A 23,140-nucleotide genomic window follows, 5' to 3' on the forward strand; every position below is an offset into this window, starting at 1 on the left:
GATATGGGGGCCTTAGAGATGCAGCGCCGGACCTCTGGCTTCGCCGAGTGGGGACGGTTGGACTTTGACGCGCCGTGCAATCAGAAGTGCTGACAGCAGCATCACGATCCCGCCAGCGATAAAGACGCCAGTGATGCCGCTGAAGCTAAACATTGCTCCTCCCGCAGCGGCACCCGCTGCGATGGACGATTGCACCGATGCCACCACCATTCCGCCCGCGCTTTCTGCCTGGTCAGGCACTGAACGTGCTACCCAGTTGGACCACGCCACTGGGACGCCCCCGAACGCCAACCCCCAAAACGCAACCAACAGCGCTTGCCCCGGTACTGAGGCAGGCAAGAACACCAGAGCCAGCGCTGCCAGCCCCACCAACGCAGGCATAAGCGCCAGTGTCACGCTAAGACTCCGCGCAATCAGCCACCCGGTCAGCATTGTGCCGACAAAGTTGGCTACCCCGAACCCCAGCAACATGAGAGCGAGCCCATCCGTACCCACTCCGGTGGTGCTTTCCAGGAAAGGGCGGATATAGGTGAAGAGGGCGAAATGACCTGTGTGTGCAAGTACACAGCCAAACATACCGATAGCGATGCCCGGGCGCATCAGCACGTCCAGCACAGTTCTAAGTCGTGCCGGCCTGCGCGGCGCCATCTGTGGCAGTGTGAACCACTGGAAGAGCAGGGTAAGGCAGCCCACGGCCGCAGCTGCGAGGAAAGCGGAACGCCAGCCGTACAGTCCGCCCAGGTAGCTACCGAGTGGGACCGCGACCACCGTTCCCACTGCAATGCCGCTGAAAATGATCGACAGCGCGCGGGGAAGCAAGGAGGCCGGAACCAAACGCATGGCGACGGCTGCGGCCATGCACCAAAAACCACCGAGTGCCACCCCTAGCAGAACGCGCATCACCATTAGCACCCACATGCTGGAGGACAAGGCAACCAACAGGTTGGAAGCGATCATCAGTACCGAAAACCCCAAAAGCACAGTGCGCCGGTCAAGCGATCGCGTGAAGCCTGGCACCAGCAATCCAGCAAATAATGCCACGACTGCGGTCACCGTCACCGCTTGTCCCGCGATCGCTTCGGACACACTCAGGTCGGTGGCCATCGGGGTAAGCAGACTGGCGGGGAGGTACTCCGCCGTCAACAGTCCGAACACCCCCATCGCCAGCGAGAATACGGCCATCCAGGCGGGTACTTTCGGTTCTACATCTCCAACAACTCCACCTTGAGCAGTGGATCCGGTGTCACATACGCTGCTGTTCATTACAGAGACCTCCCTAAAATTGACGCTAGCCCAAGTCTAGGCATCAAAAACAGGATGATCTATGATGAATCGTCTGTAACTTTTGATTAAAACTCCGGATTTAACATGTCAGATCATTTCGCCCTTTCCTCCGATCTCATCAGCGAATTACTGACCGGCATGCGCCTGCGTGGCGTCCAGTACCGTCGCATCCAGACCGGTCCATCGTTCGGCATAAGCTTGAATGCCCGGCCTGGACATGCCTACTTTCACTATCTTGCGGTCGGTTCCGCTGTGCTGCGTACGGAAGACGGGGTGTTGCATGAATTGTCCGCAGGGCAAGCAGTGTTTCTGCCGCAGGGTGCGGCGCATCAACTGCTGTCCAGCCCGGACGCGCCAACCCAGGACATCAGCTTTTTCGAGTCGGCTCCTCTGGGTGACACGGTCAGCGCTGTCAATCTGTGCCCTACAACCAGCGCCATTCCCAGCGCCATTCTTTTTTACGGATGTATGCAATTCGATCTTGGCGGCATGCAGGGACTGGGGCCGCTGATGCCGGGCTTGATGACGGTCGATGCCATGAGCGATCGCTACCCTGGGCTGATGCCGATACTTGCCGCCATGAAAGGAGAAATCTGCTCGGGACGCGTTGGCTTCGCCGGGATTCTTGCGCGTCTTGCCGATGTGGTCGCAGCGATGATCGTACGTGGTTGGGTTGAATGTGGTTGTGACTATGCGTCTGGCTTGGTCGCAGCGCTGCGTGACCCCAGACTGGCCCGCGCCATTCTGGCGCTCCATCGCCACCCGGGCCGCAATTGGACAGTGTCGGAGCTGGCAGAGGAGTGCAATTCCTCGCGCTCCGTCTTTGCGGAACGATTCCAGGCAACAATCGGAACGCCGCCCCTGCGCTATGCCACCGAATTGAGGATGCGCCTCGCCAGTCAGTGGCTGATCCAGGAGAGGCTCCCCATCGAAACCGTGGCGCAGAACCTCGGTTACACCTCTCAAGCCGCCTTCAGCCGCGCTTTCAAACGCATCACGGGCCAACCGCCTGGTGCCAGCCGACTCTCTCACAGGCTGCTTATTTCCTGAGGTTCGTGGGCGAAGCGCCAGGATAATCGACTGCCGCTAGCAATCTCGATCCTGCGCCAAGTGGGCCTGGTTGTTGAGCTCTGGTAGACGCTTGCGTCGACGAAACCCCTCAAATCAGAATATGGCGCTCCTTGTTCTAAGCCTCGGTCGGATGAAAAGCGCCTGGGCTGACTAGCGAAAAGAGCACCACCGGAATCAACGCAATTACAGCTGTCACTGAATCGACTGCCCGCGTTCTTTTCCAGCCCGGGACTATGCTGTAGGGAGTCTTGACAGGGAGGTTGAAGACGATGCACTTGGGTGGGTCAACCCTGAAACTCAATTACCAGCATCCCGGTGACATTGTTCACACGGCATTGCTGGAGGTATTTCCGCAATTGGGCGTGGACGTTCGCTACGAATCCATCCTCAACCTGATCATCGATGCCAGGGCCGGCTGTTCGGCGGCCGTGCCGCTCGAATCCATTACGGTGGTGATCACCGCCATTACTGACTGCAGCTGTGAGGTCCTGATCGATGGCTATGTCCGGCGTGACCCGGATCAGCCGCGTGATGTTGTCTATCCCAGTAACTGTGGGGATATCTCCCGAGCGCTAGACCAACGCCTGTGCAGTGCGCTACCCATTTGTCCGGTGTCATTTCAGGAACAGTTGCGAATCAGATATGGCGACAAGCCTCGGCAAAAATCCAGCCGGTTGTGGCTGCTGGTGACAGTTTTATGCTGGGGCGGAATTGGGTATTGGTTGCTCAACTAATCCCCGATCTGCGAGCGCGCAGGCTTTCCATCCCTCAAGCCAAAACCAAGTATCGTGAATGTTCCGCGTAGCTTTGATAGATTCACTGCGCTTACCGCCTGCTTGCACAGCAGTTTCAGATATCAAGCTTCAGATTCGGAATGTTCATGGCAAAGAAACCCGCAGCATCCCCCCTTGATTCATCGTCGGCGGCATCCAGGAAGGGCTCCAGCCTGACCTTGATTGATGTGGCAAAGGTTGCAGGTGTCTCACCCATGACCGTCTCCAGAGCATTGCACCGACCGGAACTGGTGACCGAAGAAACCCGGGAAAAGGTCCGCGAGGCTGTGCGCAGGACCGGGTATGTGTCGAACATGCTGGCCGGCGGCCTGGCCAGTAACAAAAGCCGTCTGGTGGCGATTTTCCTGCCGACCATTGCCAACTCGATTTTTGCCGACACCGTGCAATCGCTGATGGATCGGCTGACCGAAGCGGGCTACCAGACTCTGCTGGGCCTCACCGGCTATTCCGCCGAGCAGGAAGAAAAGCTTTTGGAAGCGGTTCTCGGCCGCCGTCCGGATGGCATCGTTCTGACCGGCACACTGCACACTGAATCCAGCCGCTTGCGCCTTGCTCAGGCAGGCATTCCTGTGGTCGAGGCCTGGGACTTGAGTGAAGACCCGCTGGACATGCTGGTGGGTTTCTCGCATGAAAAAGTCGGGGAGGCGACCGCGCGCCATCTGGTGAGCAAGGGCTACAAACGTTTCTCGGTGGTGACCATCAGCGACCCCCGTGGCTTGCGCCGTTGCAATAGCCTGATTGCCGAGCTCAAACGCTTGGGTATGGACGAAGTGCCGATGGAGGTTTTGGCTCCGCCGGCGACGCTTGAAGTCGGACGGGAAGGGCTTCGGCGCCTGCTGGAACAACCGGTGCAACCGGATATCGTCGTGTGCAGCTCCGACACCGTGGCCCAGGGTGTGCTGGCGGAAGCCGCCAGTCGCGGGATGCAGGTACCTTCGGATCTCGCGGTGATGGGCTTCGGCGATTTGAGCAGTGCGGCGCAGGTTCATCCTGCCTTGTCGACGGTCAGCGTTGATGGCAGAAGAATCGGCCTGCAAGTGGCGCAAGCGCTGCTGGAGCGCTTCGCCTATCCGTCAGGCAGCCACGATCCGGTACGTATTGATACCGGGTTCACTCTGATTGATCGCGCCAGTACCTGATTAAAAACTTGCAGGTGTTGATCTTCTGACAGTTGAATGATTGCGCAATCAGTGTAGTATCGGCACCGAGGTCACCTGTTTTCTTGGACAGCGCCTTTTTTTATACCTTCGAATGATTGCGCAATCATTGCTCGATCATGTGAGTACCAGGAGATTCAAAGCCGCGCCGTTCCAATGCCGAATTTCACAATAAGGAAAATAAGAGTGATTGATCCTGCGCAATCGATAGCCAAGACCAACGTCCGCTATCTCATTCTCGTGATGATCTTCATCGTCACCGTCTTCAACTACGTAGATCGGGCAACGCTGTCCATTGCCGCGCCCAGCATGCGCACCGATCTGGGCTTCGATGCCCTGACCATGGGCATTGCGTTCTCGGCATTCGGTTGGGCGTATACCTCGATGCAACTGCCCGGCGGCATCCTCCTCGACCGGTTCGGTTCACGTCTGGTGCTGGGGTTGAGCCTGATCATCTGGTCGGTGTTCACCTTCCTGCAAGGTTACGTTGACCTGTTCAGTTCCGCGTTTCTGGCGCTGTTTGTCTTGCGCTTCATGATGGGCGTCGCTGAAGCACCGGCGTTTCCGGCCAACAATCGCCTGACGGTGATGTGGTTCCCGCGGCACGAAAGGGGACTGGCCACGGCTGTATTCCAGTCCGCCCAGTATTTCGCGCTGGCCGCCTTCACACCGTTGATGGTCTGGCTGGTGAGCACCTGGGGATGGCAGCACGTGTTCTGGGTCACGGGCGGCGCGGGCATCCTGATCGGTTTGCTGTGGTTCCGGATGGTTCAGGAACCGCGCAAGGACAAGCGCGCCAATCAGGCGGAAATCGACTACATCGAGGCGGGTGGTGGCTTGCCAACCATCGGCGACGTAAAGACCCCCTTCAGCTGGAAAAGCCTCAAGGCCATCGGTGGCAACCGCATGATGGTCGGCATCTATCTGGGCCAGTTTTGCCTGACGTCAATCACCTGGTTTTTCCTGACCTGGTTCCCGACCTACCTGATCGAAGCCAAGGGCATGACCATGTTGAAGGTGGGCCTGGTCGCGGCCATTCCGCCTATTGCCGGTTGCCTGGGCGGCATGATCGGCGGCGTCTGGTCCGACTGGATGCTGCGCAAGAATTTCAGCCTGACCGCTGCACGCAAGACGCCGATCATCTGTGGGCTGTTGCTCTCCAGCAGCATCATGGTCGCCAACTACACGCAGTCGATCACGCTAGTGATTCTGGTGATGTCCATTGCCTTCTTCGCCAAGGGCGTCGGCAATCTGGGCTGGTGCATCGTTGGTGATGTCTCGCCCGCACGCGCCATGGGTTTGAGCGGCGCGATGTTCAACTTCTGCGGCAACCTCGCCAGCATCGTTACGCCTATCGCCATCGGCGTGATGATCAATCAGTTGGGCTCCTTCGATGTCGCGCTGATGTACGTCGCCGGTATGGGCCTGCTGGGTGCATTTTCCTATCTGTTCATCGTCGGGCCACTCAAGCGGCTGGAACTCGATGACTTCGAAGATCCACCGGCTCGGCCCGTTGAAGCCGCAGCGGTGAATCCCGAGCTGACCAACCCCCGTTGATTTCCGTTCAAACCTAATTATTGAAGGAGAGCGCACATGCTCGCACAACAACAATCCATCAAGTCCGCCGACGACGACCGCATTGCCTGGGTTCGGGTCTCGTCGGTGATCCTGCCCCTGGCCAACCCGATCAGTGATGCCAAGGTCCTGACCGGACGGCAGAAGCCGATGACCGAAATCGTCATCCTGTTCGCTGAAATCGAAACCGTAGACGGCCACAGCGGCCTCGGCTTCAGCTACTCCAAGCGTGCAGGCGGGCCGGGCCAATTTGCTCATGCCAAGGAAATTGCCCCGGCGCTGATCGGCGAAAATCCCAGCGATATTTCCAAGCTGTGGACCAAGCTGTGCTGGGCGGGCGCCTCAGTGGGCCGCAGCGGCATGTCGACCCAGGCTATCGGCGCGTTCGATGTGGCGTTGTGGGACTTGAAAGCCAAGCGCGCCAATCTGTCGCTGGCCCGTTTGCTGGGCGCACAACGAGATTCGGTGCGCTGCTACAACACGTCCGGTGGCTTCCTGCATACGCCGCTGGATCAGTTGATGAAGAATACCGACCTGTCCCGCGAAAAGGGCATTGGCGGCATCAAGCTGAAAGTCGGCCAGCCGGATTGTGCCATCGACATCACGCGCGTCAGCACGGTTCGCAAGCACCTGGGTGATGACTTTCCGCTGATGGTCGATGCCAACCAGCAATGGGATCGTCCAACAGCCCAGCGCATGTGCCGTCGGTTTGAAGAGTACAACCTGATCTGGATCGAAGAACCGCTGGACTGCTACGACGCGGAAGGCCATGCCGCGCTGGCACAGCAATTCGACACGCCGATTGCCACCGGCGAAATGCTCACCAGCGTTGCCGAGCATGCCGAGTTCATCAAGCTGCGCGGCGCTGACTTTCTGATGCCCGACGCACCGCGAGTTGGCGGCATTACGCCTTACCTGAAAGTCGCGGCAATGGCCGAGCAGGCAGGCCTGATGCTCGCACCGCACTTCGCTATGGAACTGCACGTTCACCTGGCCGCTGCTTACCCGACCGAGCCTTGGGTCGAGCATTTCGAATGGCTCGAACCGCTGTTCAACGAGCGTCTGGAAACCCGTGATGGCCGAATGCTTGTGCCTACACGACCCGGTCTTGGGTTGACGCTCAGCGGGCAGGTCAAACCCTGGACTGCGCAGGAAGCGGAAGTCGGGACGCGTCCTTGAACTCAACCGCGCTGTGGCCTGAAGCGCTCCGGTGTGCGAGGCTCTGACCAGAACCTCTATAAAAGGATGAACAACGATGATCGACAGCAAAGGCGATGTTTTAGTCTGGGGTCCCATGCATGCATCCTTGATGCAGGCGCTGGAAGCCAACGTCACTGCGCACAAGCGTTGGGAAATCGCCGACTTTGACAGTTGGGCGGTTTCCCACGCCCAAGCCATACGGGTCGTGGTGACCAGCGGTGTGTACGGGGCCGATAACGCGACGCTGGACAAGCTGCCCAATCTTGAAGCGATTACCAGTTTTGGCGTTGGGTATGATGCGGTCGACACCGCTTACCTGGCCGGTCGCGGCATTCAGCTGAGCAACACGCCCGACGTGCTCAACAACAGCGTGGCCGAAACCGCGCTGGCGCTGATGCTCTGCGTGTCACGGCGCATCAGTGAAGCCGAACGCTTCGTGCGGGCAGGCAAATGGCAGCAGGCGAAATTCCCCTTGGGCAACGACCTGCATGGCAAAACCTGCGGGATCGTCGGGTTGGGGAAAATCGGCAAAACCATCGCCAAACTTGTCAGCGCATTCGATATGCACGTCGCCTATTTCCGGCCAAGCGGGCCTTATGCCGATGTTTCCTACACTCATTACGCTGATCTTCAACAGCTCGCAGCGGCTGCGGACTACCTGGTGGTCATCGTTCCCGGTGGCGCGGACACGCGACACCTGATCAACCATGAAGTCCTGCGCGCGCTCGGCCCGTCGTCATTCTTGATCAACGTTGCCCGGGGCACCGTGGTTGACGAAGCGGCCTTGGTGGCCGCGTTGCTTGAATCCGAAATCGGTGGAGCGGGGCTGGATGTGTTCGATGACGAGCCGAATGTTCCGGCCGAATTGATCGCGATGGATAACGTTGTGCTGCTGCCGCACATCGGCAGCGGTACTCACGAGACCCGCCAGGCCATGGCGGATCTGGTCTACGCGAATCTTGCTGCGTGGTTTGAGCAAGGCAAGCTGCTGACGCCAGTGAGTCTATAGGAGACTTCCTGTCGTCCAGACGCCGCAGAAGTATTGTCTGAACCGACGTCTTTCCGGCTAAAGCCGGTCCCACTGGATCGCGCTGATTTTGTGGGACCGGCTTTAGCCGGGAAGACGGCATTCCAAACCACGCTCCAGCAGAATCACCGGATGGCTTGCCTTCTCCGCCAAACGTACGCTCAGTCCAGATCACTGGCCTGATGCCGCTCCGGCACCTGAGTGGCCTCATCGCCCCAGGTCCGGTTGACGCGCAGCCCACGAATTACTGCAGGCCGATTGGCGATTTCGTGCGCCCAGCGCAGCACATGGGTGTACTCGTGAGCGGAAAGAAATTCCGCAGCCGAATACACGTTGCCGAGCACCACCTGGCCATACCACGACCAGACCGCGATATCGGCGATGCTGTAGCGGTCGCCGGCCAGGTAAGGGCTGTCGCCAAGTCGGCGATTGAGCACATCCAGCTGCCGCTTGGCCTCCATGGTGAAGCGGTTGATCGGGTACTCAAGTTTTTCTGGCGCATACAGGTAGAAGTGCCCGAAGCCGCCGCCCAGGTAGGGCGCGGCCCCCATCTGCCAGAACAGCCAGTTCAGGGTTTCAGTGCGCCCGGCCAGATCGGTGGGCAGCAGTGCGCCGAACTTTTCCGCCAGATACAGCAGAATCGAACCAGACTCGAAAACCCGGATAGCCGGCTCGACGCTGCGGTCCAGCAGCGCCGGGATTTTCGAGTTGGGATTGATCTCGACAAAGCCGCTGGAGAATTGATCCCCTTCGTTGATGCGAATCAGCCAGGCGTCATATTCGGCGCCGCAATGCCCGAGCGCCAGTAACTCCTCAAGCAGGATCGTCACCTTTACGCCATTGGGCGTGGCCAGCGAATACAGCTGCAACGGCTGCTTGCCGACCGGCAATACCTTATCGTGGGTCGGTCCGGCAATCGGGCGGTTGATATTGGCAAACTGGCCACCAGACGGGGCGTCATCTTTCCAGACTGTAGGGGGAACATACGCAGCGTTGCTCATCAGACGAACCTCGTAATGTGCCAGTTCTGATCCGGTGGATCGCGGATAGACGGCTTTCGATAGACCTCAGCCAGCGGTGACACTCATCCCGCCATCTGCCATGACCACCGATCCAACCATATAGGACGCTCGACTGGAAGCCAGAAATGCAACTACTTCGGCAATTTCTTCGGGCTGAGCGGCGCGTTTGATCGGCGTGGTTTCTCCATGTCTGGCGAGAAAAGCCGGGCCGTCATCGACGACCTCATTGAGGATGTTGGTGACGACATCCCCGGAACCGACCGCGTTCACCCGGATTCCGTGGTCGATGACTTCCAGCGCGAGGGTCCGGGTCAGCTGGGTCAGCGCGCCTTTTGATGCCGCGTAAGCTGCGATGGTCGGGAAAGATTGATACGCAGCGTAAGAGGCGATGTTGACGATTGCCCCGGCACTGTTGGGGATCATGACTTTTACGGCTTCGCGCGCATGGAGAAACGCGGCCGCGCCGTCTGCGGTGATGTCCGCAACCAGCGGCACCAGACCTGGTCGGGCGAGATCCTGCACTGTCGCGTTCCTGTCTTCGGCGACCACGCTGGCGCCGCGTTCATGCAACAACAGCGCTACGGCGCGACCTATGCCACTGGCAGCGCCAGTGACAAGCACGACTTGACCTTTAAACTCTTGATTCATATCAGACATGATTTAATCCGGCTTCCGGGTTCAGCGGCTTGATTGCTGCTGACCGATGCCTGCACTGTCGCTTATCCGCGCGGCACGGCACAGACGTTGACTGTCCCGGCGGTGGCCGAGCCTTTGCTGGTGCTGGTGTTGTCGGGAAGCGCGCTGGTGCAGGAGCGGGCGATCGGCCAGGACTGGGTTGCAAGCGCGGTGAGCGCCGACGATTTCTTCCTCACCAATTGATCGGATGGAGCAGGGGCTTGCAACAGAGTTCAGCCTGGCTGCGCTGGCAGCAGAAGCAGGCATGAGCGAGTTTTATTTCAGTCGCCTGTTCCACAGGGCAACGGGGCAATCGCCGTCGCAGTATTTCATTCAGATGCGAATGACGGTGGCCCGCCGGTTGCTGTTGAAATCGACCTTAAGTGTTATCGAAGTTGCCCTCGAAGTGGGTTATGGCAGCCCCAATCACTTTGCTCACGTCTTCAAGCGTCACACCGGAATTACGCTGCGTGAGTACCGTCGGGGCTGAGCCCGGCAGGTTGAGGGAATTATTTCGCCTAAAACCGCTGTAATACAATACGATTGTGTATAACGCAGCCGATCATGAGGATTGGTTGCGCTCGATCCAGGCGACGGCCCGCGCGGCGTCGCAGCAATGAATGTAGAGGTCTCAGGGAATCCACCATGAAAGTACAACGCCAGGCGTCATCTTTGCGGCATCAGGTGCAGGATGCACTGCGCAACGAAATCATCTCCGGTCGGTTCAAACCCGGTGACCGGCTGGTGGAGCAGCAGCTCTACACGGCGCTGGATGTCAGTCGCACCTCATTGCGCGAAGCGTTGCGGCAACTGGAAGCGGAGGGTCTGGTGGAGCAGGTACCCCATCGCGGGGCCTACGTGGCATCAGTGGACGCCAAGGATGCGATTCAGATCTACGACGTGCGCGGCGTTCTGGAAGTGCTCGCCGTGCGCAACTTCGTGCGCTACGCCACTGACGAAGACGTGACCGAGCTGGCGGACGTGTTCGACGAGTTTGTCGAGCAATCGCACACTGAAGCCCTCGACGGCGCAGCGCTGCTGGACATCAAGCGGCGCTTCTATCATGTGCTGCTGGATATCGAGCAGAGCAACGTGGTCGGCAGCATGCTGGAGCAGTTGAACAATCGCGTCAGCCTGTTGCGTGCCTTGTCCCTCGGTCGTCAGGGGCGAATGGTGCATACCCTGGCCGAACTGAAGGAAATCGTGCGCATGATTCAGCTGCGCGATGAACCCGGCGCCTGTGCCGCCGCGTTGCTTCACGTGGAAAACGCCTCGAAGAACGTGCTGGAATTGCTGGCGCTGAACGGGGCTCACTCGGTGCAATAAATAATGGTGGACGCAGGCCCATTGCCACGCTCTTATCAAACACCACATAAGCATCTGACAGATGATGACCCCGTGGGACCGGATTTATCCGGGAAGAGGCCGGTGCATTCACTGCATTTCGTCGTGAGAAATGCCGCCTTCCCGGATAAATCCGGTCCCACAGTTCGGTGTTTGCTGGGTGACAGCGCCGTGTCAACAACACGGCGAAATCTCCTACAGAACACCCAGCAATCAGCGCAATGCTGAATACGCGGTCGGCGTGAGGAACTGGTTTTCGATGCGCTGGACGATGATCGCCTGGGCTTCGCTTTCGGCGCGTTTGACGATCCATTCGGGGTCACTCTGGAAAGCGTTCCACTTGATTTCCCGGTCGGCAAGGCTGTCCCATTTCAGCAGATAGGTGAGGGTCTGATTGCTCTCGCCCGTCAGCGACGTCCAGAAACCCACTTGTTCAATTCCATACTTTTCGAAAAAACCCAAGGTGACTTTGCTGAAGCGTTCATGCAGGGCTGGCAGGCGGCCCGGTGCGCAATGGTAGGTACGTAGTTCAACGATCATTTTCTGCTCCTCTGGTAAATGCCGATCAGGAAATAGGCAAAGTAGCCTATTGACCGATTGTATGACAGTCATATAGTTTTGTCGCAATTGCTGGCGCGCACCGAGCAGAAAAAAACTTCAGGTGCCGCCGTGAACCCGTTTTGAAGAACCCGTTTCCAAAAACAATAGGGCGCGAAAATGACTCAACCAACACGCATCGGTTTCATCGGCCTCGGCATGATGGGCCTGCCTATGACCACCTGCCTGAGCAAGGCCGGGTTTCAGCTGTTTCTCTCTGACGCCGATGCCGGGCGCCTACACGAAATCCAGGCTTCGCTTGGCGCATCCGCACTGGATGCTGACAACGCCAAAACCCTCGATGTCTTGATCACCATGCTGCCCAATTCGAACATTGTTGAAAGCGTGTTGCTGGGCGCCGACGGCAAATCCGGCTGGGCCGCAGCATTGGCGGCCGACACCGTGGTCATCGATATGAGTTCCTCGGAACCGGCGCGCTCCCGGGATCTGGGGCAGAAACTCGCCAGTGTCGGCCTCGCGTATCTGGATGCGCCGGTCTCTGGCGGCGTGAAGCGCGCGGTGGACGGCAGCCTGGCGATTCTGGTCGGCGGCGATCCGGCAGTCATGCAGCGTTGTCAGCCGGTGCTCGACGCGATGGGCAAGAACATCCTGCACATCGGCGAAGCCGGTTCCGGCCATGCGGCCAAGGCGCTGAACAATTTCGTCTCCGCCGCTGGCCTGATGGCGACTGTCGAGGCCTTGCATGTGGCCAAGCGTTTCGGCATCGATCCCGGCGTGATGGTCGACGTGCTCAACGCCTCCAGCGGCGGCAGTAACACGTCGCTGAACAAGGCCAGGCAATTCATGCTCAGCGGCAGCTTCGCTTCCGGCTTCTCGATGCAGTTGATGAACAAGGACCTGAAGATCGCCAAGGGCCTGTCGGATGCGCTGGACTACCCGCTGTTGTTCGGCCAGCGCGCGATCAAGGTCTGGGACGAGGTGGCACAAGACGCAACGCCTACCACCGACCACACCGAGATGTACCGGATGCTGGCCAAAGAAGGCGAGTAATCGTGTTCTTTCAGCAGATCGTCAACGGAGCGAAGCATATGTCTCATGCAGCCGATTTTTACATCGATGGACAATGGGTGAAGCCTGCAGCTCCCGATTGGTTCGACGTGATTGATCCGGCCACGGAAACCATCGTCGACCGCCTTGCCTTGGGTAATTCTACGGACGTTGATCGTGCCGTCGTCGCAGCGCGCAGGGCTTTGCCCGCGTACGCGCAAACCAGCGTTACCCAGCGCATCGATCTACTGCGCCGGATCGTCTCGATTTATGAGCGTCGTCAGGAAGAGTTCGCCCAGGCCATGCGCCTCGAAATGGGCTCGCCCATCAGCGCCTCGCGCAATGCTCAGGTGCCGCGTGGCTGGTTGCACTTGAACCAGTTGATTGAAGTGCTGCAACGTTTCGAATTCGAGCAGCGTCAGGGCAGCACGGTATTGCGCTATGAGCCGGTGGGCGTGTGCGGGCTGATCACGCCGTGGAACTGGCCCATCAACCAGATCGTGGTGAAAGTCGGGCCCGCGCTGGCAGCGGGTTGCACCATGGTGCTCAAACCCAGTGAATATTCGCCGCTGAGCAGCCTGTTGTTTGCCGAAGTATTGGACGAGGCGGGCGTGCCAGCGGGCGTGTTCAATCTGGTCAATGGCGACGGACCGGGCGTTGGCGCCGCGCTGTCGTCGCATCCGGACGTCGACATGCTGTCGTTCACCGGTTCGACCCGCGCGGGCGTGCTGGTGGCGAAATCAGCGGCGGACACGGTCAAGCGTGTTGCCCAGGAACTGGGCGGCAAGTCGGCGAATGTCCTGCTCGACGACGTGGATTTGCAACACGCCGTAACCCGAGGCGTTGCAGCCTGCTTCACCAACAGCGGCCAGTCGTGCTCGATTCCGACCCGCATGCTGATTCCCCGTGGCCTGATGGGCGATGCGATCCAGATCGCCAAACACGCCGCCGAAGCGTTCAAGGTCGGCGCGACCACCGACGAAGCCACCCAGCTCGGGCCTTTGGTCAATCATGCGCAATGGCGTCGGGTGCAGGCGTTGATCCAGGCTGGCATCGACGAGGGCGCGCAGCTGGTGACCGGTGGCGTGGGCAAGCCTGAAGGTCTGTCCAAAGGCTATTTCGTCAAACCCACGGTGTTCGCCAACGTGACGCCGCAAATGTCGATTGCCCAGGAAGAAATCTTCGGCCCGGTGCTGTCGATGATCGCCTACGACAGCGAGGCGCAAGCGATTCAGATTGCCAACAACACGCCTTATGGGCTGGCGGCGTACGTGCAGTCGGCTGATCAGGAGCGGGCGCGCAATGTCGCCCGCACCTTGCAGGCCGGCAGCGTTCATCTGAATTACCCGCCTGCTGATTTCGCCGCGCCGTTTGGTGGCTACAAACGTTCCGGCAACGGCCGGGAGTGGGGCGAGTTCGGTTTGCGCGAGTACCTGGAAGTGAAATCCCTGGTGGGTTACAGCGACTGAAACCCTGGCTGTAACCCACAGCTTGCAGCTAAAAAATTTGCCTGCAAAGACTGTATGACAATCTGTCGATAGTACGAAATTGGAGATAACGATGGACGACAACGAACGCTTCAACCAAGGCTTCAACAACCGCAAGGAGGTCCTCGGTGATTTACACGTGGAGAAATCCTGGGCCGCAGCGGATGACTTCAATCGGCCGATCCAGAAGCTGGTCACTGAAGTGTGCTGGGGCGAAATCTGGGGCGACGAAACCTTGCCGTTCAAGACCCGCAGCATCGTCAATCTGGCGATGCTCACCGCCATGAGCCAGCACCACGAACTGGGCGTTCACGTGCGCGGCGCCTTGCGTAACGGGGTGACCAAGGAAGAAATCCGCGCGGTGCTGATGCAGGCCTCGATTTACTGCGGCGTGCCGCTGGGCCTGGCGGCGTTCCGTGTCGCATCAGCGGCGATCAAGGCCTACGAGGCAGAAATCGCCGGCGCCTGATCCGCTTCCTAACCTCCCTTGCCGTTCAACAATAATTATAAGGAAACGTCATGAGTACCCATGCCCACGTCCCAGCCCAGGCCAGACCGTTGGCCGAGACCGATCAGTCGATCGAGAAGAAAAGAAGGAACGCAATCAAAGGTGCGTTCTTCTCCGAATACATCGATATGTTCGACATCTATTTGCCGGTCGTCGTGCTTTCTCCTGTGTTGTTCTTCTTCCAGCCAGCCCAGTTGTCGCCGGGCATGGCGGCGATTCTCGCCTCACTGGTGTTCATCACCACGCTGCTTGGGCGACCCATCGGTGCACTGTTGTTCGGCATGATCGCCGACCGGACCGGGCGGCGCATGGCCTCGATTTATTCGGTGTCGGGCTTCGGCGTGGTGACCTTCCTGATTGCCTTGTTGCCGGGCTACGAGACTATCGGCATAGCCTCGTACTGGGCCTTGGTGCTGCTGCGTTTCGTCGACGGTATTTTCCTCGGCGGTGGTTATACCGGGGCCATGCCGCTGGCCATCGAGTATTCGAAAAAGCATCAGCGTGGCTTCGTTGGCGGGCTGATCATCGCCGGTTTTCCGCTGGCCTACGTCAGTATCAATCTGGTGGCGATGCTGATGTTCATGCTGTTCCCGCTGGCCGGCCCCGATTCGCCGTACGTGCAATGGGGCTGGCGGATTCCGTTTGTGATCGGCGCTGTGCTGGCTGGCGTGCTGGCGCTGTATTACATCTATGCGGTCTCGGAATCCGAGATCTGGGAAGAGGACGCCGAGAAAAAACCTCGGGAAAAACTGCCGCTGACTGATCTGCTCAAGGGCAAAAGCGGTCGCAACTTGCTGCAAGTGCTGCTGATGATGACCGGCTTCTGGCTGACGCAGAATATCATCACCATTTTCCTGCCCACCGGATTGCTGGTGAACACCCTGCATCTGTCGGGGATGCAAGTGACCGGCACGCTGCTGATTTCCTACTCGGTGCTGTTCTTCAGCTACATCGCCTCGGGGATGATCGGCCAGAAAATCGGCCGTCGACGCTTCTTCCTGATCCTGGGACCGATCATCGCCACGGTCGGTGCGGGTGTCATGTACGTGCTGGCTAACGTTCCTGGTTTGTCGCTGCCGGTGATCATGACATTGGTGTGCCTGCTTTCGGTGGTGGTCACCGCGCCGTGGGGCGTGATCGTGACGTACATCAACGAGCGTTTTGTCACCGACGTGCGCGCCACCGGTTTTGGTGTCGGCTTCAGCCTGTCGGTGATCATCCCGTCGTTCTACGCCTTCTACATGGCGTGGCTGGGCCAGATCATTCCTTTCACCATGACCCCGGCAGTCCTGCTGTGTGTGGGCGGCGTCATTGCCACCATCGGCGCGTACATGGGCCCGGAAACCAAGGACGTCGATTTCTGATGCCTGGTTGACCTGACAGAACAATAACCAACGGGAGAACGTTGTGGACAACAAAACCATTGGCTTCATCGGCCTGGGCAACATGGGCGGTCGCATGACCCGCTGTCTGGTGGGTGCAGGGCTTGCGGTACTGGGCTATGACACGGATCGCCAGCGGGTCGAAAGCGCTGGCGCACAGGTTGCAGAATCCATCGGCCAGGTCGCAGCACAAGCGGACGTGGTGCTGCTGTCGCTGCCTGACAGCAAAGTGGTCGAGGCGGTCGTCGAAGGCGCGGAGGGTTTGTTGCGGCATTGCCGCGAAGGCCAGATCGTGGTTGACCTGAGCACCGCCGCCGCCAGTTCGACCGTGCGTTTGCACGGTCTGTTCGCCGAGCGTGGCGTGCAGTACATCGACGCGGGGATTTCCGGTGGCGCGGCTGCGGCGGAGAAGGGCGTGCTGACCCTGATGGTCGGCGGCGATGCCGCCAGTGTCGCGGCGCTGGACTGGGTATTTGCGCCCATCGCCAGCAAGGTGTTTTTGATGGGTGAAAGCGGTGCCGGGCACACCACCAAGTTGCTCAACAACTTCCTCAATGCGGTGAGCCTTGCCGCCACCGCCGAAGTAATGGTCGCGGGCAAAAAAGCCGGTCTGGACCTGCACCAGTTACTCGACGTGCTCAACAGCAGCAGCGGGGTCAATTTCGCCACGCAAAAGCGCTTCCCGTACATCGTCGACGGCAATTATCTGGAAGGCGGCCTGACCGGCAAATTGATGAGCAAGGACGTGGTGCTCTACCTCGACCGGGTACGTGAGCTGGGCGTTGCTTCGCTCAATGCGTCCGGACCTCTGGCGAGCTTCGGCCTGCAAGTCGCGCTGGGTTACGGCGATCAGATCAGCAACAAAGTCGTGGACGCCATCGGCGATATGTCCGGTGGCGTCCGGCTTCACCAAACCTGGAAAGGGGACAAGGCATGAGGGTTATTCACGGCAGCATCGAAGGGGCAATTTCCGAGCAGCGCGGCGCAACGTTTACCGGCGTGGTCTGGGCTGATCCGGTGATGCCGACCACTGACGGCGTGACCATCAACAACGTCTCGTTCAATCCTGGTGCGCGCACCTTCTGGCATTTTCATGAGTTCGGTCAGGTGCTGTACGTCACCGCCGGCAGCGGCTGGATCTGTCTGGAAGGCAACGAACCGCAGGTGATTCGTCAGGGCGACACGGTGTGGATCGGCCCCGGCGAGCGGCATTGGCATGGCGCCAATACCGAGAACTTCATGGTCCACACCGCGACCTCCATCGGTAAAACGGTGTGGCAGGAAGCGGTTGCCGACCCTGACTACCTGCGCGCGGCGCGCTGATCCTGAAACAAGGGAGACCCGCACATGGCATTCACCGAAAAACAACAACAGGCCAGGGACGCATTCGAGCGTAGCGGCGGCACCTGGAATCCGGCGTGGGAAAGCCTCCTGCGTCTGGACCCCGGTTTCCTTGAGGCGTATGCCGGTTTCGCCGCCGTGCCGCGGCAGAAAAATCACCTGGAACACAAGGTCAAGGCGTTCATCGGCATTGCGGCCAGCGCAGCCGCGACACACTTGTTCCAGCCGGGCATTCACGAGCATTTGCGGGTCGCCATCGCCCACGGTGCAAGCCGCGAGGAACTGATGGAAGTGCTGGAGTTGATCAGCACCGTCGGCATCCATGCCTCGAATGTCGGAGTGCCGGTGCTGCTCGAAGTGCTGGAGGAAGAGGGCCTGCGCAATGGCCCGGAACCGCTGGATGCCCGGCGCGAAGCCCTGAAATCCAGTTTTATCGAGAATCGCGGCTACTGGCATTCGTCCTGGGAAGGTTTGCTCGAACTCGACCCGGAGCTGTTCGAAGCCTACGTCGAGTTCTCCTCGGTGCCCTGGCGCACCGGTGTGCTGTCGCCGATGGTCAAGGAATTGATGTACTGCGCCTTCGATGCCGCTGCCACGCACCTGTATGTGCCGGGGCTCAAGCTGCATATGCGCAACGCCTTGCGTTACGGCGCCAGCAAGGAACAGATCATGGAAATGCTGGAGATCGTCAGCGTGATCGGCATTCACGGGGCGCTGGTCGCCGCGCCGATGCTGGAACACGCCTGGGGCGAAGCCGCCCGGCCCGCCAGTCCGAACCCAGACCTTTAGCCCTAATCAATCGGAGTCGACATGAACAATAACAATCCGACGACCGCAGCAAAGCCGAACTGGAGCCACCCCGAAGTGATCGTGGTGCGTTACGGCACCCGGCAGACCAGCAAAAGCGAGTGCTACTACAACTTCCGCGCCTACCGTGAGCCGGATGAAGAAATCACCATGGATTACTTCTTCTGGATCTTCCGCAACGACGAGCAAGTCATCGTCATCGACACCGGTTTCAGCCCGGAAGCAGCGCTGGCCCGCAAGCGCCAACCGGTGGTCAAGCCTGCCGATGCGCTGGCGAGGCTGGGCATTGATCCGGCGGATGTGAAACTGCTGGTGCTGACCCACGCGCACTATGATCACGCCGGCAATCTCGGCCTGTATCCCAACGCGCAAATCGTCATGTCCCGACGTGAGTTCGAGTTCTGGGGCACCGACATGGGCAAGCGTCCGCAGTACGCCCATCACATCGATCCGCTGGACATCCAGCGTATTCAGGCCTTGGCGGATGCGGGGCGCATCACCTTGCTGGATGAGCCGCGCAACACGCTGATCCCCGGCATCGAATTGCACGAACTCGGCGGCCACACGCCGGGCCAACTGGCGGTGGTCATCGAAATGCCCGATGGGCCGGTGATCCTGGCGTCTGACGCCATTCACTATTACGACGAGATGGAACAGGATCGTCCGTTCGCGGTGCTCGACAGCCTGGCGGACATGTATCAAGGCTACGTGCAGATCCGCGAATGGTTGCAGCGGCCCGGCGCGGTGATGATTCCCGGCCATGACCCGGACGTGATGAACCGCTTCGCCGCCGTTGATCCTGCCGATCCGGCGTTCGCCGTGCGTATCGATGCCAGCGGAGCAGGCGTATGAAGGGCAAGCGGGCGCTGGTCACCGGTTCGTCCAACGGGCTCGGCCTCGCGATGGCCCAAGGACTTGCCGCAGCGGGTTGTGATGTTGTGCTGCACGGGCTTGAATCGTCGGCAGACATGCGCGCGACCTGCGCGGGTCTGGCGCAGCAGTACCACGTGGCGATCAGTTATGTGCAGGCGGATCTGTCGCAAGCCTCGGGCGTCGAGGTAATGCTCGACGCGGCGGGTGCTGTTGACGTGCTGATCAATAACGCTGTCGTGCGGCACTTTTCGCCCATCGAAGACTTTCCTTCCGAGCGTTGGGAGCAGGCGCTGGCGGTCAATCTGACGGCAGCGTTTCGTGCGGTGCAGCTGAGTTTGCCTGGGATGCGCGCGCGGGCCTGGGGGCGGATCTTCAATATGTCCTCGGCCTATGGTTCGCGGGCGATTGCCAACCGTATCGATTACGTGACCACCAAGACCGCGCTGCTGGGTTTTACCCGCGCGGTCGCCATGGAGACGCTGGGGCAGGGCATCACGTGCAATGCGGTGTGCCCAGGTTCGGTGCTGACGCCGAATATCGAAGGGCGGTTGACCGATCTGATGGCGCGCAAAGAGCTGGACCGGGAAACAGCGACGCGGGAGTTTCTGCTTGGCAAGCAGGGCACCGGTCGCTTTGTCGACGCGGCGCATGTGGCGGACTTGATCGTGTTTTTGTGCAGTGATTCCGGGGCATCGATCACTGGCGCAACTTTGCCAGTGGACGATGGCTGGTTGGCGGGATGAGCCGGGCTCCTGGCCCTCACACCATCATCCACAACAAAGGAGGTACCATGCAGGTTCCTGCTGTCACCCGCCCGCTTTGTGAGTTTGTCGCGCACAGCATCTGGGCCGATATCCCGCTCGATGTGCGTCATCAGGCCAAACGTGCGCTGATCAACTATTTCGCGGTGGCGCTGGCTGGCTGCAGCGATCCGGACGTCAGCAAAGCGGTGACGCTGTTCCAGCGCTTCAGCGCAGGCGCCGACGCGCCGGTGATTGGTCGCTCGGAGTCGTTGGACATCCTGAATGCTGCGTCGCTCAACGCCATGAGCGCCAATGTCTTCGACTTCGACGACACGCACATTCCGACCATCATTCACCCGACCGCACCGGTCGCAGCGGCGCTGTTTGCTCTGGCGGAAACCCGAACATTCAGCGGCGAGCAACTGTTGCTGGCTTTCGTGCTCGGCGTGGAAGTGGAATGTCGCCTGGGCATGGCGATTTCCCCCGAACATTACCGGCGTGGCTGGCATATCACCTCGACCTGCGGGGTATTCGGGGCCGCAGCCGCAGTCGGCAAGCTGCTTGATCTGAACGTCCAGCAACTGGGCTGGGCCATGGGCAATGCCAGCGCGCAGGCCTCCGGACTGGTGGAAACGTTGGGCAGCGCGGCAAAAAGCATCGGTGTCGGTAATGCCGCACGTAACGGCCTGCTCTCGGCGTTGCTGGCGCAGGACGGGTTCAGCGGACCTGAATTGCCCCTCGAAGGCGAGCGCGGGTTTCTCAACGTCATGGGCGAAAGTCCTGACTACGTTGAGATCACCCAAGGCCTGGGCGAGTGTTGGGCCTTGCGCGCCAACACCTACAAGCCCTATCCGTGCGGCGTGGTGTTGAACCCGGTGATCGAAGCCTGCCTGGAATTGTCCCGGAAGCGGCGCTGGGAATTGCAGGACCTCACCCGCATCGAACTGACCGGCCATCCGTTGCTGCGCCAACGAACTGATCGCCCGGATATTCAGTCCGGGCGCGAATCGCAGGTCAGCGCGCAACACGCGGTTGCCGTTGCGCTGGCCAGCAGTCGCGCAGGTCTTGCCGAATTCAGCGACGCGGCAGTGGCGGACAGCAATCTGCGTGCGCTGTATCCGCTGCTGCACTTTATCGACGATGGCGGATACGCCGTTGAGTCGGCACAGGTTCGGTTGTTCTTCCGCTCCGGCGAAATCCTCAGCCAGCGCATCGAAGTGTCGCTGGGCAGTCTGGGCGCGCCACTTAGCGATGAATCACTGGAAAACAAACTCCGCGAGCTGGCTCGCTACGGCGGCTCAACCTGCGCGCCACAGCCGCTGATCGATGCGCTGTGGTCTCTGCAACACGCCAGCGACGCCAGCGCGGTGATGCGTCTGGCGCGCGGCTAACTTCATTCAGGAAATTGATATGACAGACCAACCACTGGGTTTCATTGGTGTCGGCATCATGGGGCGGCCCATGGCTCGGCGTCTGCTGGAAAAAGGCCATTCACTGGTGATCTTCGACAAGGACCCGGCAGCCCTGGCCGAGCTTTCCGGACTCGGCGCGCGGGTTGCCGACAGCGCCCGGGAAGTGGCCGACAGCGCCAGGATCGTCTTCACCAGCCTGCCCAGTCCGGCGATTTTCAGTGCCGTGGCGTTAGGGCCGGACGGCATCGTCGAAGGCAAGGCGGTGCGCATTCTGGTCGACCTTTCCACCGTAGGCTCGCGGGCCGAACAGGAAGTTGCGGCCGGTTTGCTCAAGCACGACATTGAAACCGTCGATGCGCCCATCAGCGGCGGTGCGGCGGGTGCGAGCAAAGGCACCCTGGCAATGATGGTCGCCGGCAAGCCTGAAGCCGTCGCTCAGGTACGCGAGTTGTTCGACGTGTTCGGCAAAGTCTTCATCGTCGGTGAACAACCCGGTCAAGGCCAGTTGCTGAAGCTGCTCAACAACATGCTCTCGACCACTGCGTTTGCGATTACCTCGGAGGCGTTCGTGGCTGGCGTCAAGGGCGGGCTCGACCCGCAAGTGATGATGGACGTGATCAATGCCGGCAGCGGCAAGAATGGCGCGACGCTGGACAAGTTTCCCAAACACGTCCTGCCCGGCACCTTCGATTTCGGCTTCCCGATTTCCAGCGTGTGCAAGGACATCGGCCTGGCCATCGAGGAGTGTCAGGCGCTGGGCGTGCCGATGTGGCTGGGCAATTCGGCGCGACAGTTGTGGAATGTTGCCGCGCAACAGGATGGCGGGGAACGCGACCTGACCGAACTGGTGCGCACCGTTGAAGGCTGGTCGCAAGACTGATCGCCCCGCGTCCGTTATTTCTTGCTCAGCAATTCCAGACATTGCTGGAGCACGGGCGAGACGTCGCCAGCGCGATAACTGACCACGATGGGCGACGTTGCGCTGCTGTCCAGCAGCGGCGTGTAGCCAATGTCGTCGCGGTGCAGACGCTGTACCGAGGCGGGCACCAGGGTGATGCCGATACCTGCCGCGACCAGGCCGATAGCGGTCTGCATCTCGTTGACGGTTTGCGCGACACGGATGCGCAAGCCTTGTCCGGCAAATATCCCCAGCACATGGTCGGCGTAACTCGGCCTTGGGCTGCCTGGGTACAGCACAAAAGGCTCCGCCGCCAGTTGCTTGAGGGTCGCCGGGCCCGCCAGCAACGGATGCCCGGCGGGCAGCGCTGCGACCAACGGATCCTCCCGAAGAATCTGCTGGGTGATCGCCGGATCATCAAACAGCAGCCGTCCGAAGCCGACGTCGATGCGTCCGCTTTTCAGAGCTTCGAGTTGCTGCAAGGTGATCAGCTCGGACAAACCCAGCTCGATGTCGCCCAGGGCGCGCAGGCGGCGTATCAGATCCGGCAAGGCGCCATACAACGTCGAAGGCGCAAAGCCGATGCCCAGCCAGCGTTTCTCGCCCGCTGCCACTCGTCGGGTATCGTCGCTGATGCGCGCCAGCTGCTCCAGTAACTGGCTGGAATGCTCGTGAAAGAAGCGGCCTGCGTCGGTCAGCCGTAGCGGTCTTGAACGCTCCAGCAGCGCCACGCCCAACTCGTCTTCCAGTTGCTGGATCTGTCTACTCAGGGGCGGCTGGGCGATGTTCAGTTGTTCAGCGGCGCGGGTGAAATTAAGGGTCTGGGCCAGCACCCTGAAATAGCGTAAATGACGAAGCTCCACGATACCTCCAGGGTATTAAGCGAGACCTATTCAATATTGGACGGTGTTGTTCTCCAGCGTCAATCTCTGCGT

The 23,140-nt window shown here is 59.9% G+C and carries 26 protein-coding genes and 1 pseudogene; 21 read left to right on the forward strand and 6 right to left on the reverse strand.

From position 1 onward, the window contains the following. Positions 1-12 precede the first annotated feature (12 nt). The gene (locus ACP7E4_RS07615; RefSeq protein ID WP_426115238.1) at positions 13-1,263 is read right to left on the reverse strand and encodes an MFS transporter; all 1,251 of its coding nucleotides are present in this window, start codon (positions 1,261-1,263) and stop codon (positions 13-15) included. A gap of 105 nt (positions 1,264-1,368) precedes the next feature. On the opposite strand from ACP7E4_RS07615, the gene ACP7E4_RS07620 reads away from it, so the two are divergent. Next, a complete protein-coding gene (locus ACP7E4_RS07620) occupies positions 1,369-2,334 on the forward strand; it encodes an AraC family transcriptional regulator (protein ID WP_426115236.1) in 966 nt (321 codons plus the stop codon). 290 nt (positions 2,335-2,624) lie between these two features. Next, the gene (locus ACP7E4_RS07625) at positions 2,625-3,089 is read left to right on the forward strand and encodes a hypothetical protein (protein WP_426115234.1); all 465 of its coding nucleotides are present in this window, start codon (positions 2,625-2,627) and stop codon (positions 3,087-3,089) included. A 115-nt stretch (positions 3,090-3,204) separates the two neighbouring features. Here ACP7E4_RS07625 and ACP7E4_RS07630 read toward each other — a convergent pair whose 3' ends face one another. Next, positions 3,205-3,345: a hypothetical protein gene (locus ACP7E4_RS07630; protein ID WP_426115232.1), complete on the reverse strand. Its 141-nt coding sequence runs from the start codon at positions 3,343-3,345 to the stop codon at positions 3,205-3,207. Between ACP7E4_RS07630 and ACP7E4_RS07635 the strand changes: the two genes are divergently transcribed. The 4 genes from ACP7E4_RS07635 (at position 3,344) to ACP7E4_RS07650 (ending at position 8,090) form a co-directional block, all read left to right on the forward strand. Further along, on the forward strand, positions 3,344-4,288 hold the full coding sequence (locus tag ACP7E4_RS07635; protein WP_426115230.1) for a LacI family DNA-binding transcriptional regulator: 945 nt from the start codon (positions 3,344-3,346) through the stop codon (positions 4,286-4,288). The genes ACP7E4_RS07630 and ACP7E4_RS07635 overlap by 2 nt on opposite strands. A 261-nt stretch (positions 4,289-4,549) precedes the next feature. Next, complete coding sequence (locus tag ACP7E4_RS07640) at positions 4,550-5,863, forward strand: MFS transporter (RefSeq protein ID WP_426224884.1); 1,314 nt, start codon at positions 4,550-4,552, stop codon at positions 5,861-5,863. 36 nt (positions 5,864-5,899) lie between these two features. Next, positions 5,900-7,060 (forward strand): L-talarate/galactarate dehydratase, encoded by a 1,161-nt coding sequence (locus ACP7E4_RS07645; protein ID WP_426115226.1) that lies wholly within the window; start codon positions 5,900-5,902, stop codon positions 7,058-7,060. A gap of 76 nt (positions 7,061-7,136) precedes the next feature. Then, positions 7,137-8,090, forward strand: a complete 954-nt coding sequence (locus tag ACP7E4_RS07650; RefSeq protein WP_426115224.1) for a 2-hydroxyacid dehydrogenase — start codon at positions 7,137-7,139, stop codon at positions 8,088-8,090. 179 nt (positions 8,091-8,269) lie between these two features. On the opposite strand, the gene yghU is transcribed toward ACP7E4_RS07650, so the two are convergent. Next, on the reverse strand, positions 8,270-9,109 hold the full coding sequence (gene yghU, locus ACP7E4_RS07655; RefSeq protein WP_426115222.1) for a glutathione-dependent disulfide-bond oxidoreductase: 840 nt from the start codon (positions 9,107-9,109) through the stop codon (positions 8,270-8,272). A gap of 66 nt (positions 9,110-9,175) precedes the next feature. Further along, positions 9,176-9,787: an SDR family NAD(P)-dependent oxidoreductase gene (locus tag ACP7E4_RS07660; protein WP_426115220.1), complete on the reverse strand. Its 612-nt coding sequence runs from the start codon at positions 9,785-9,787 to the stop codon at positions 9,176-9,178. Positions 9,788-9,820: 33 nt separating this feature from the next. On the opposite strand from ACP7E4_RS07660, the gene ACP7E4_RS07665 reads away from it, so the two are divergent. The 3 genes from ACP7E4_RS07665 (at position 9,821) to ACP7E4_RS07675 (ending at position 11,131) form a co-directional block, all read left to right on the forward strand. Further along, positions 9,821-10,009, forward strand: coding sequence for a hypothetical protein (locus ACP7E4_RS07665; RefSeq protein ID WP_426115218.1), 189 nt, complete (start codon positions 9,821-9,823; stop codon positions 10,007-10,009). Positions 10,010-10,013: 4 nt separating this feature from the next. Continuing rightward, positions 10,014-10,295 (forward strand): helix-turn-helix domain-containing protein, encoded by a 282-nt coding sequence (locus ACP7E4_RS07670; protein ID WP_426115216.1) that lies wholly within the window; start codon positions 10,014-10,016, stop codon positions 10,293-10,295. A gap of 155 nt (positions 10,296-10,450) precedes the next feature. Beyond that, the gene (locus ACP7E4_RS07675) at positions 10,451-11,131 is read left to right on the forward strand and encodes a GntR family transcriptional regulator (RefSeq protein ID WP_426115214.1); all 681 of its coding nucleotides are present in this window, start codon (positions 10,451-10,453) and stop codon (positions 11,129-11,131) included. A 231-nt stretch (positions 11,132-11,362) separates the two neighbouring features. On the opposite strand, the gene ACP7E4_RS07680 is transcribed toward ACP7E4_RS07675, so the two are convergent. After that, a complete protein-coding gene (locus tag ACP7E4_RS07680; protein ID WP_426115212.1) occupies positions 11,363-11,689 on the reverse strand; it encodes an NIPSNAP family protein in 327 nt (108 codons plus the stop codon). A 177-nt stretch (positions 11,690-11,866) separates the two neighbouring features. On the opposite strand from ACP7E4_RS07680, the gene ACP7E4_RS07685 reads away from it, so the two are divergent. From ACP7E4_RS07685 to ACP7E4_RS07740, 12 genes and pseudogenes are all read left to right on the forward strand, one after another. Continuing rightward, positions 11,867-12,757, forward strand: a complete 891-nt coding sequence (locus ACP7E4_RS07685; RefSeq protein ID WP_426115210.1) for an NAD(P)-dependent oxidoreductase — start codon at positions 11,867-11,869, stop codon at positions 12,755-12,757. Positions 12,758-12,795: 38 nt separating this feature from the next. Further along, the gene (locus ACP7E4_RS07690) at positions 12,796-14,223 is read left to right on the forward strand and encodes an aldehyde dehydrogenase family protein (RefSeq protein ID WP_426115208.1); all 1,428 of its coding nucleotides are present in this window, start codon (positions 12,796-12,798) and stop codon (positions 14,221-14,223) included. A gap of 91 nt (positions 14,224-14,314) precedes the next feature. Next, complete coding sequence (locus tag ACP7E4_RS07695; RefSeq protein ID WP_341523479.1) at positions 14,315-14,710, forward strand: carboxymuconolactone decarboxylase family protein; 396 nt, start codon at positions 14,315-14,317, stop codon at positions 14,708-14,710. Between the two features lie 50 nt (positions 14,711-14,760). Beyond that, the gene (locus ACP7E4_RS07700) at positions 14,761-16,113 is read left to right on the forward strand and encodes an MFS transporter (RefSeq protein ID WP_426115206.1); all 1,353 of its coding nucleotides are present in this window, start codon (positions 14,761-14,763) and stop codon (positions 16,111-16,113) included. Positions 16,114-16,153: 40 nt separating this feature from the next. Continuing rightward, positions 16,154-16,627, forward strand: a pseudogene (locus ACP7E4_RS07705) (NAD(P)-dependent oxidoreductase); the annotation flags it as partial. Between the two features lie 6 nt (positions 16,628-16,633). Continuing rightward, positions 16,634-17,068, forward strand: coding sequence for an NAD-binding protein (locus ACP7E4_RS07710; protein ID WP_426115320.1), 435 nt, complete (start codon positions 16,634-16,636; stop codon positions 17,066-17,068). Next, positions 17,065-17,454, forward strand: a complete 390-nt coding sequence (locus ACP7E4_RS07715) for a cupin domain-containing protein (RefSeq protein WP_426115204.1) — start codon at positions 17,065-17,067, stop codon at positions 17,452-17,454. The genes ACP7E4_RS07710 and ACP7E4_RS07715 overlap by 4 nt, the downstream gene beginning before the upstream one ends. A gap of 24 nt (positions 17,455-17,478) precedes the next feature. Beyond that, positions 17,479-18,261 carry a carboxymuconolactone decarboxylase family protein gene (locus ACP7E4_RS07720; protein WP_426115202.1) on the forward strand — a complete coding sequence of 261 codons (783 nt, stop codon included), beginning with the start codon at positions 17,479-17,481 and terminating at the stop codon, positions 18,259-18,261. Between the two features lie 21 nt (positions 18,262-18,282). Next, a complete protein-coding gene (locus ACP7E4_RS07725; protein WP_426115200.1) occupies positions 18,283-19,131 on the forward strand; it encodes an N-acyl homoserine lactonase family protein in 849 nt (282 codons plus the stop codon). Further along, positions 19,128-19,895, forward strand: coding sequence for an SDR family NAD(P)-dependent oxidoreductase (locus tag ACP7E4_RS07730; RefSeq protein WP_426115198.1), 768 nt, complete (start codon positions 19,128-19,130; stop codon positions 19,893-19,895). The genes ACP7E4_RS07725 and ACP7E4_RS07730 overlap by 4 nt, the downstream gene beginning before the upstream one ends. A 47-nt stretch (positions 19,896-19,942) precedes the next feature. Continuing rightward, entirely contained in the window at positions 19,943-21,286 is a 1,344-nt protein-coding gene (locus tag ACP7E4_RS07735) for an MmgE/PrpD family protein (RefSeq protein ID WP_426115196.1), read from the forward strand. Between the two features lie 19 nt (positions 21,287-21,305). Next, complete coding sequence (locus tag ACP7E4_RS07740; RefSeq protein ID WP_426115194.1) at positions 21,306-22,187, forward strand: NAD(P)-dependent oxidoreductase; 882 nt, start codon at positions 21,306-21,308, stop codon at positions 22,185-22,187. A gap of 14 nt (positions 22,188-22,201) precedes the next feature. Here the strand turns inward: ACP7E4_RS07740 and ACP7E4_RS07745 are convergent, their stop codons facing one another. Then, on the reverse strand, positions 22,202-23,068 hold the full coding sequence (locus ACP7E4_RS07745) for a LysR family transcriptional regulator (RefSeq protein WP_426115192.1): 867 nt from the start codon (positions 23,066-23,068) through the stop codon (positions 22,202-22,204). Positions 23,069-23,140 lie beyond the last annotated feature (72 nt).

The organism is Pseudomonas sp. DSP3-2-3, assembly GCF_049898225.1.
Taxonomy (GTDB): Bacteria; Pseudomonadota; Gammaproteobacteria; order Pseudomonadales; family Pseudomonadaceae; genus Aquipseudomonas.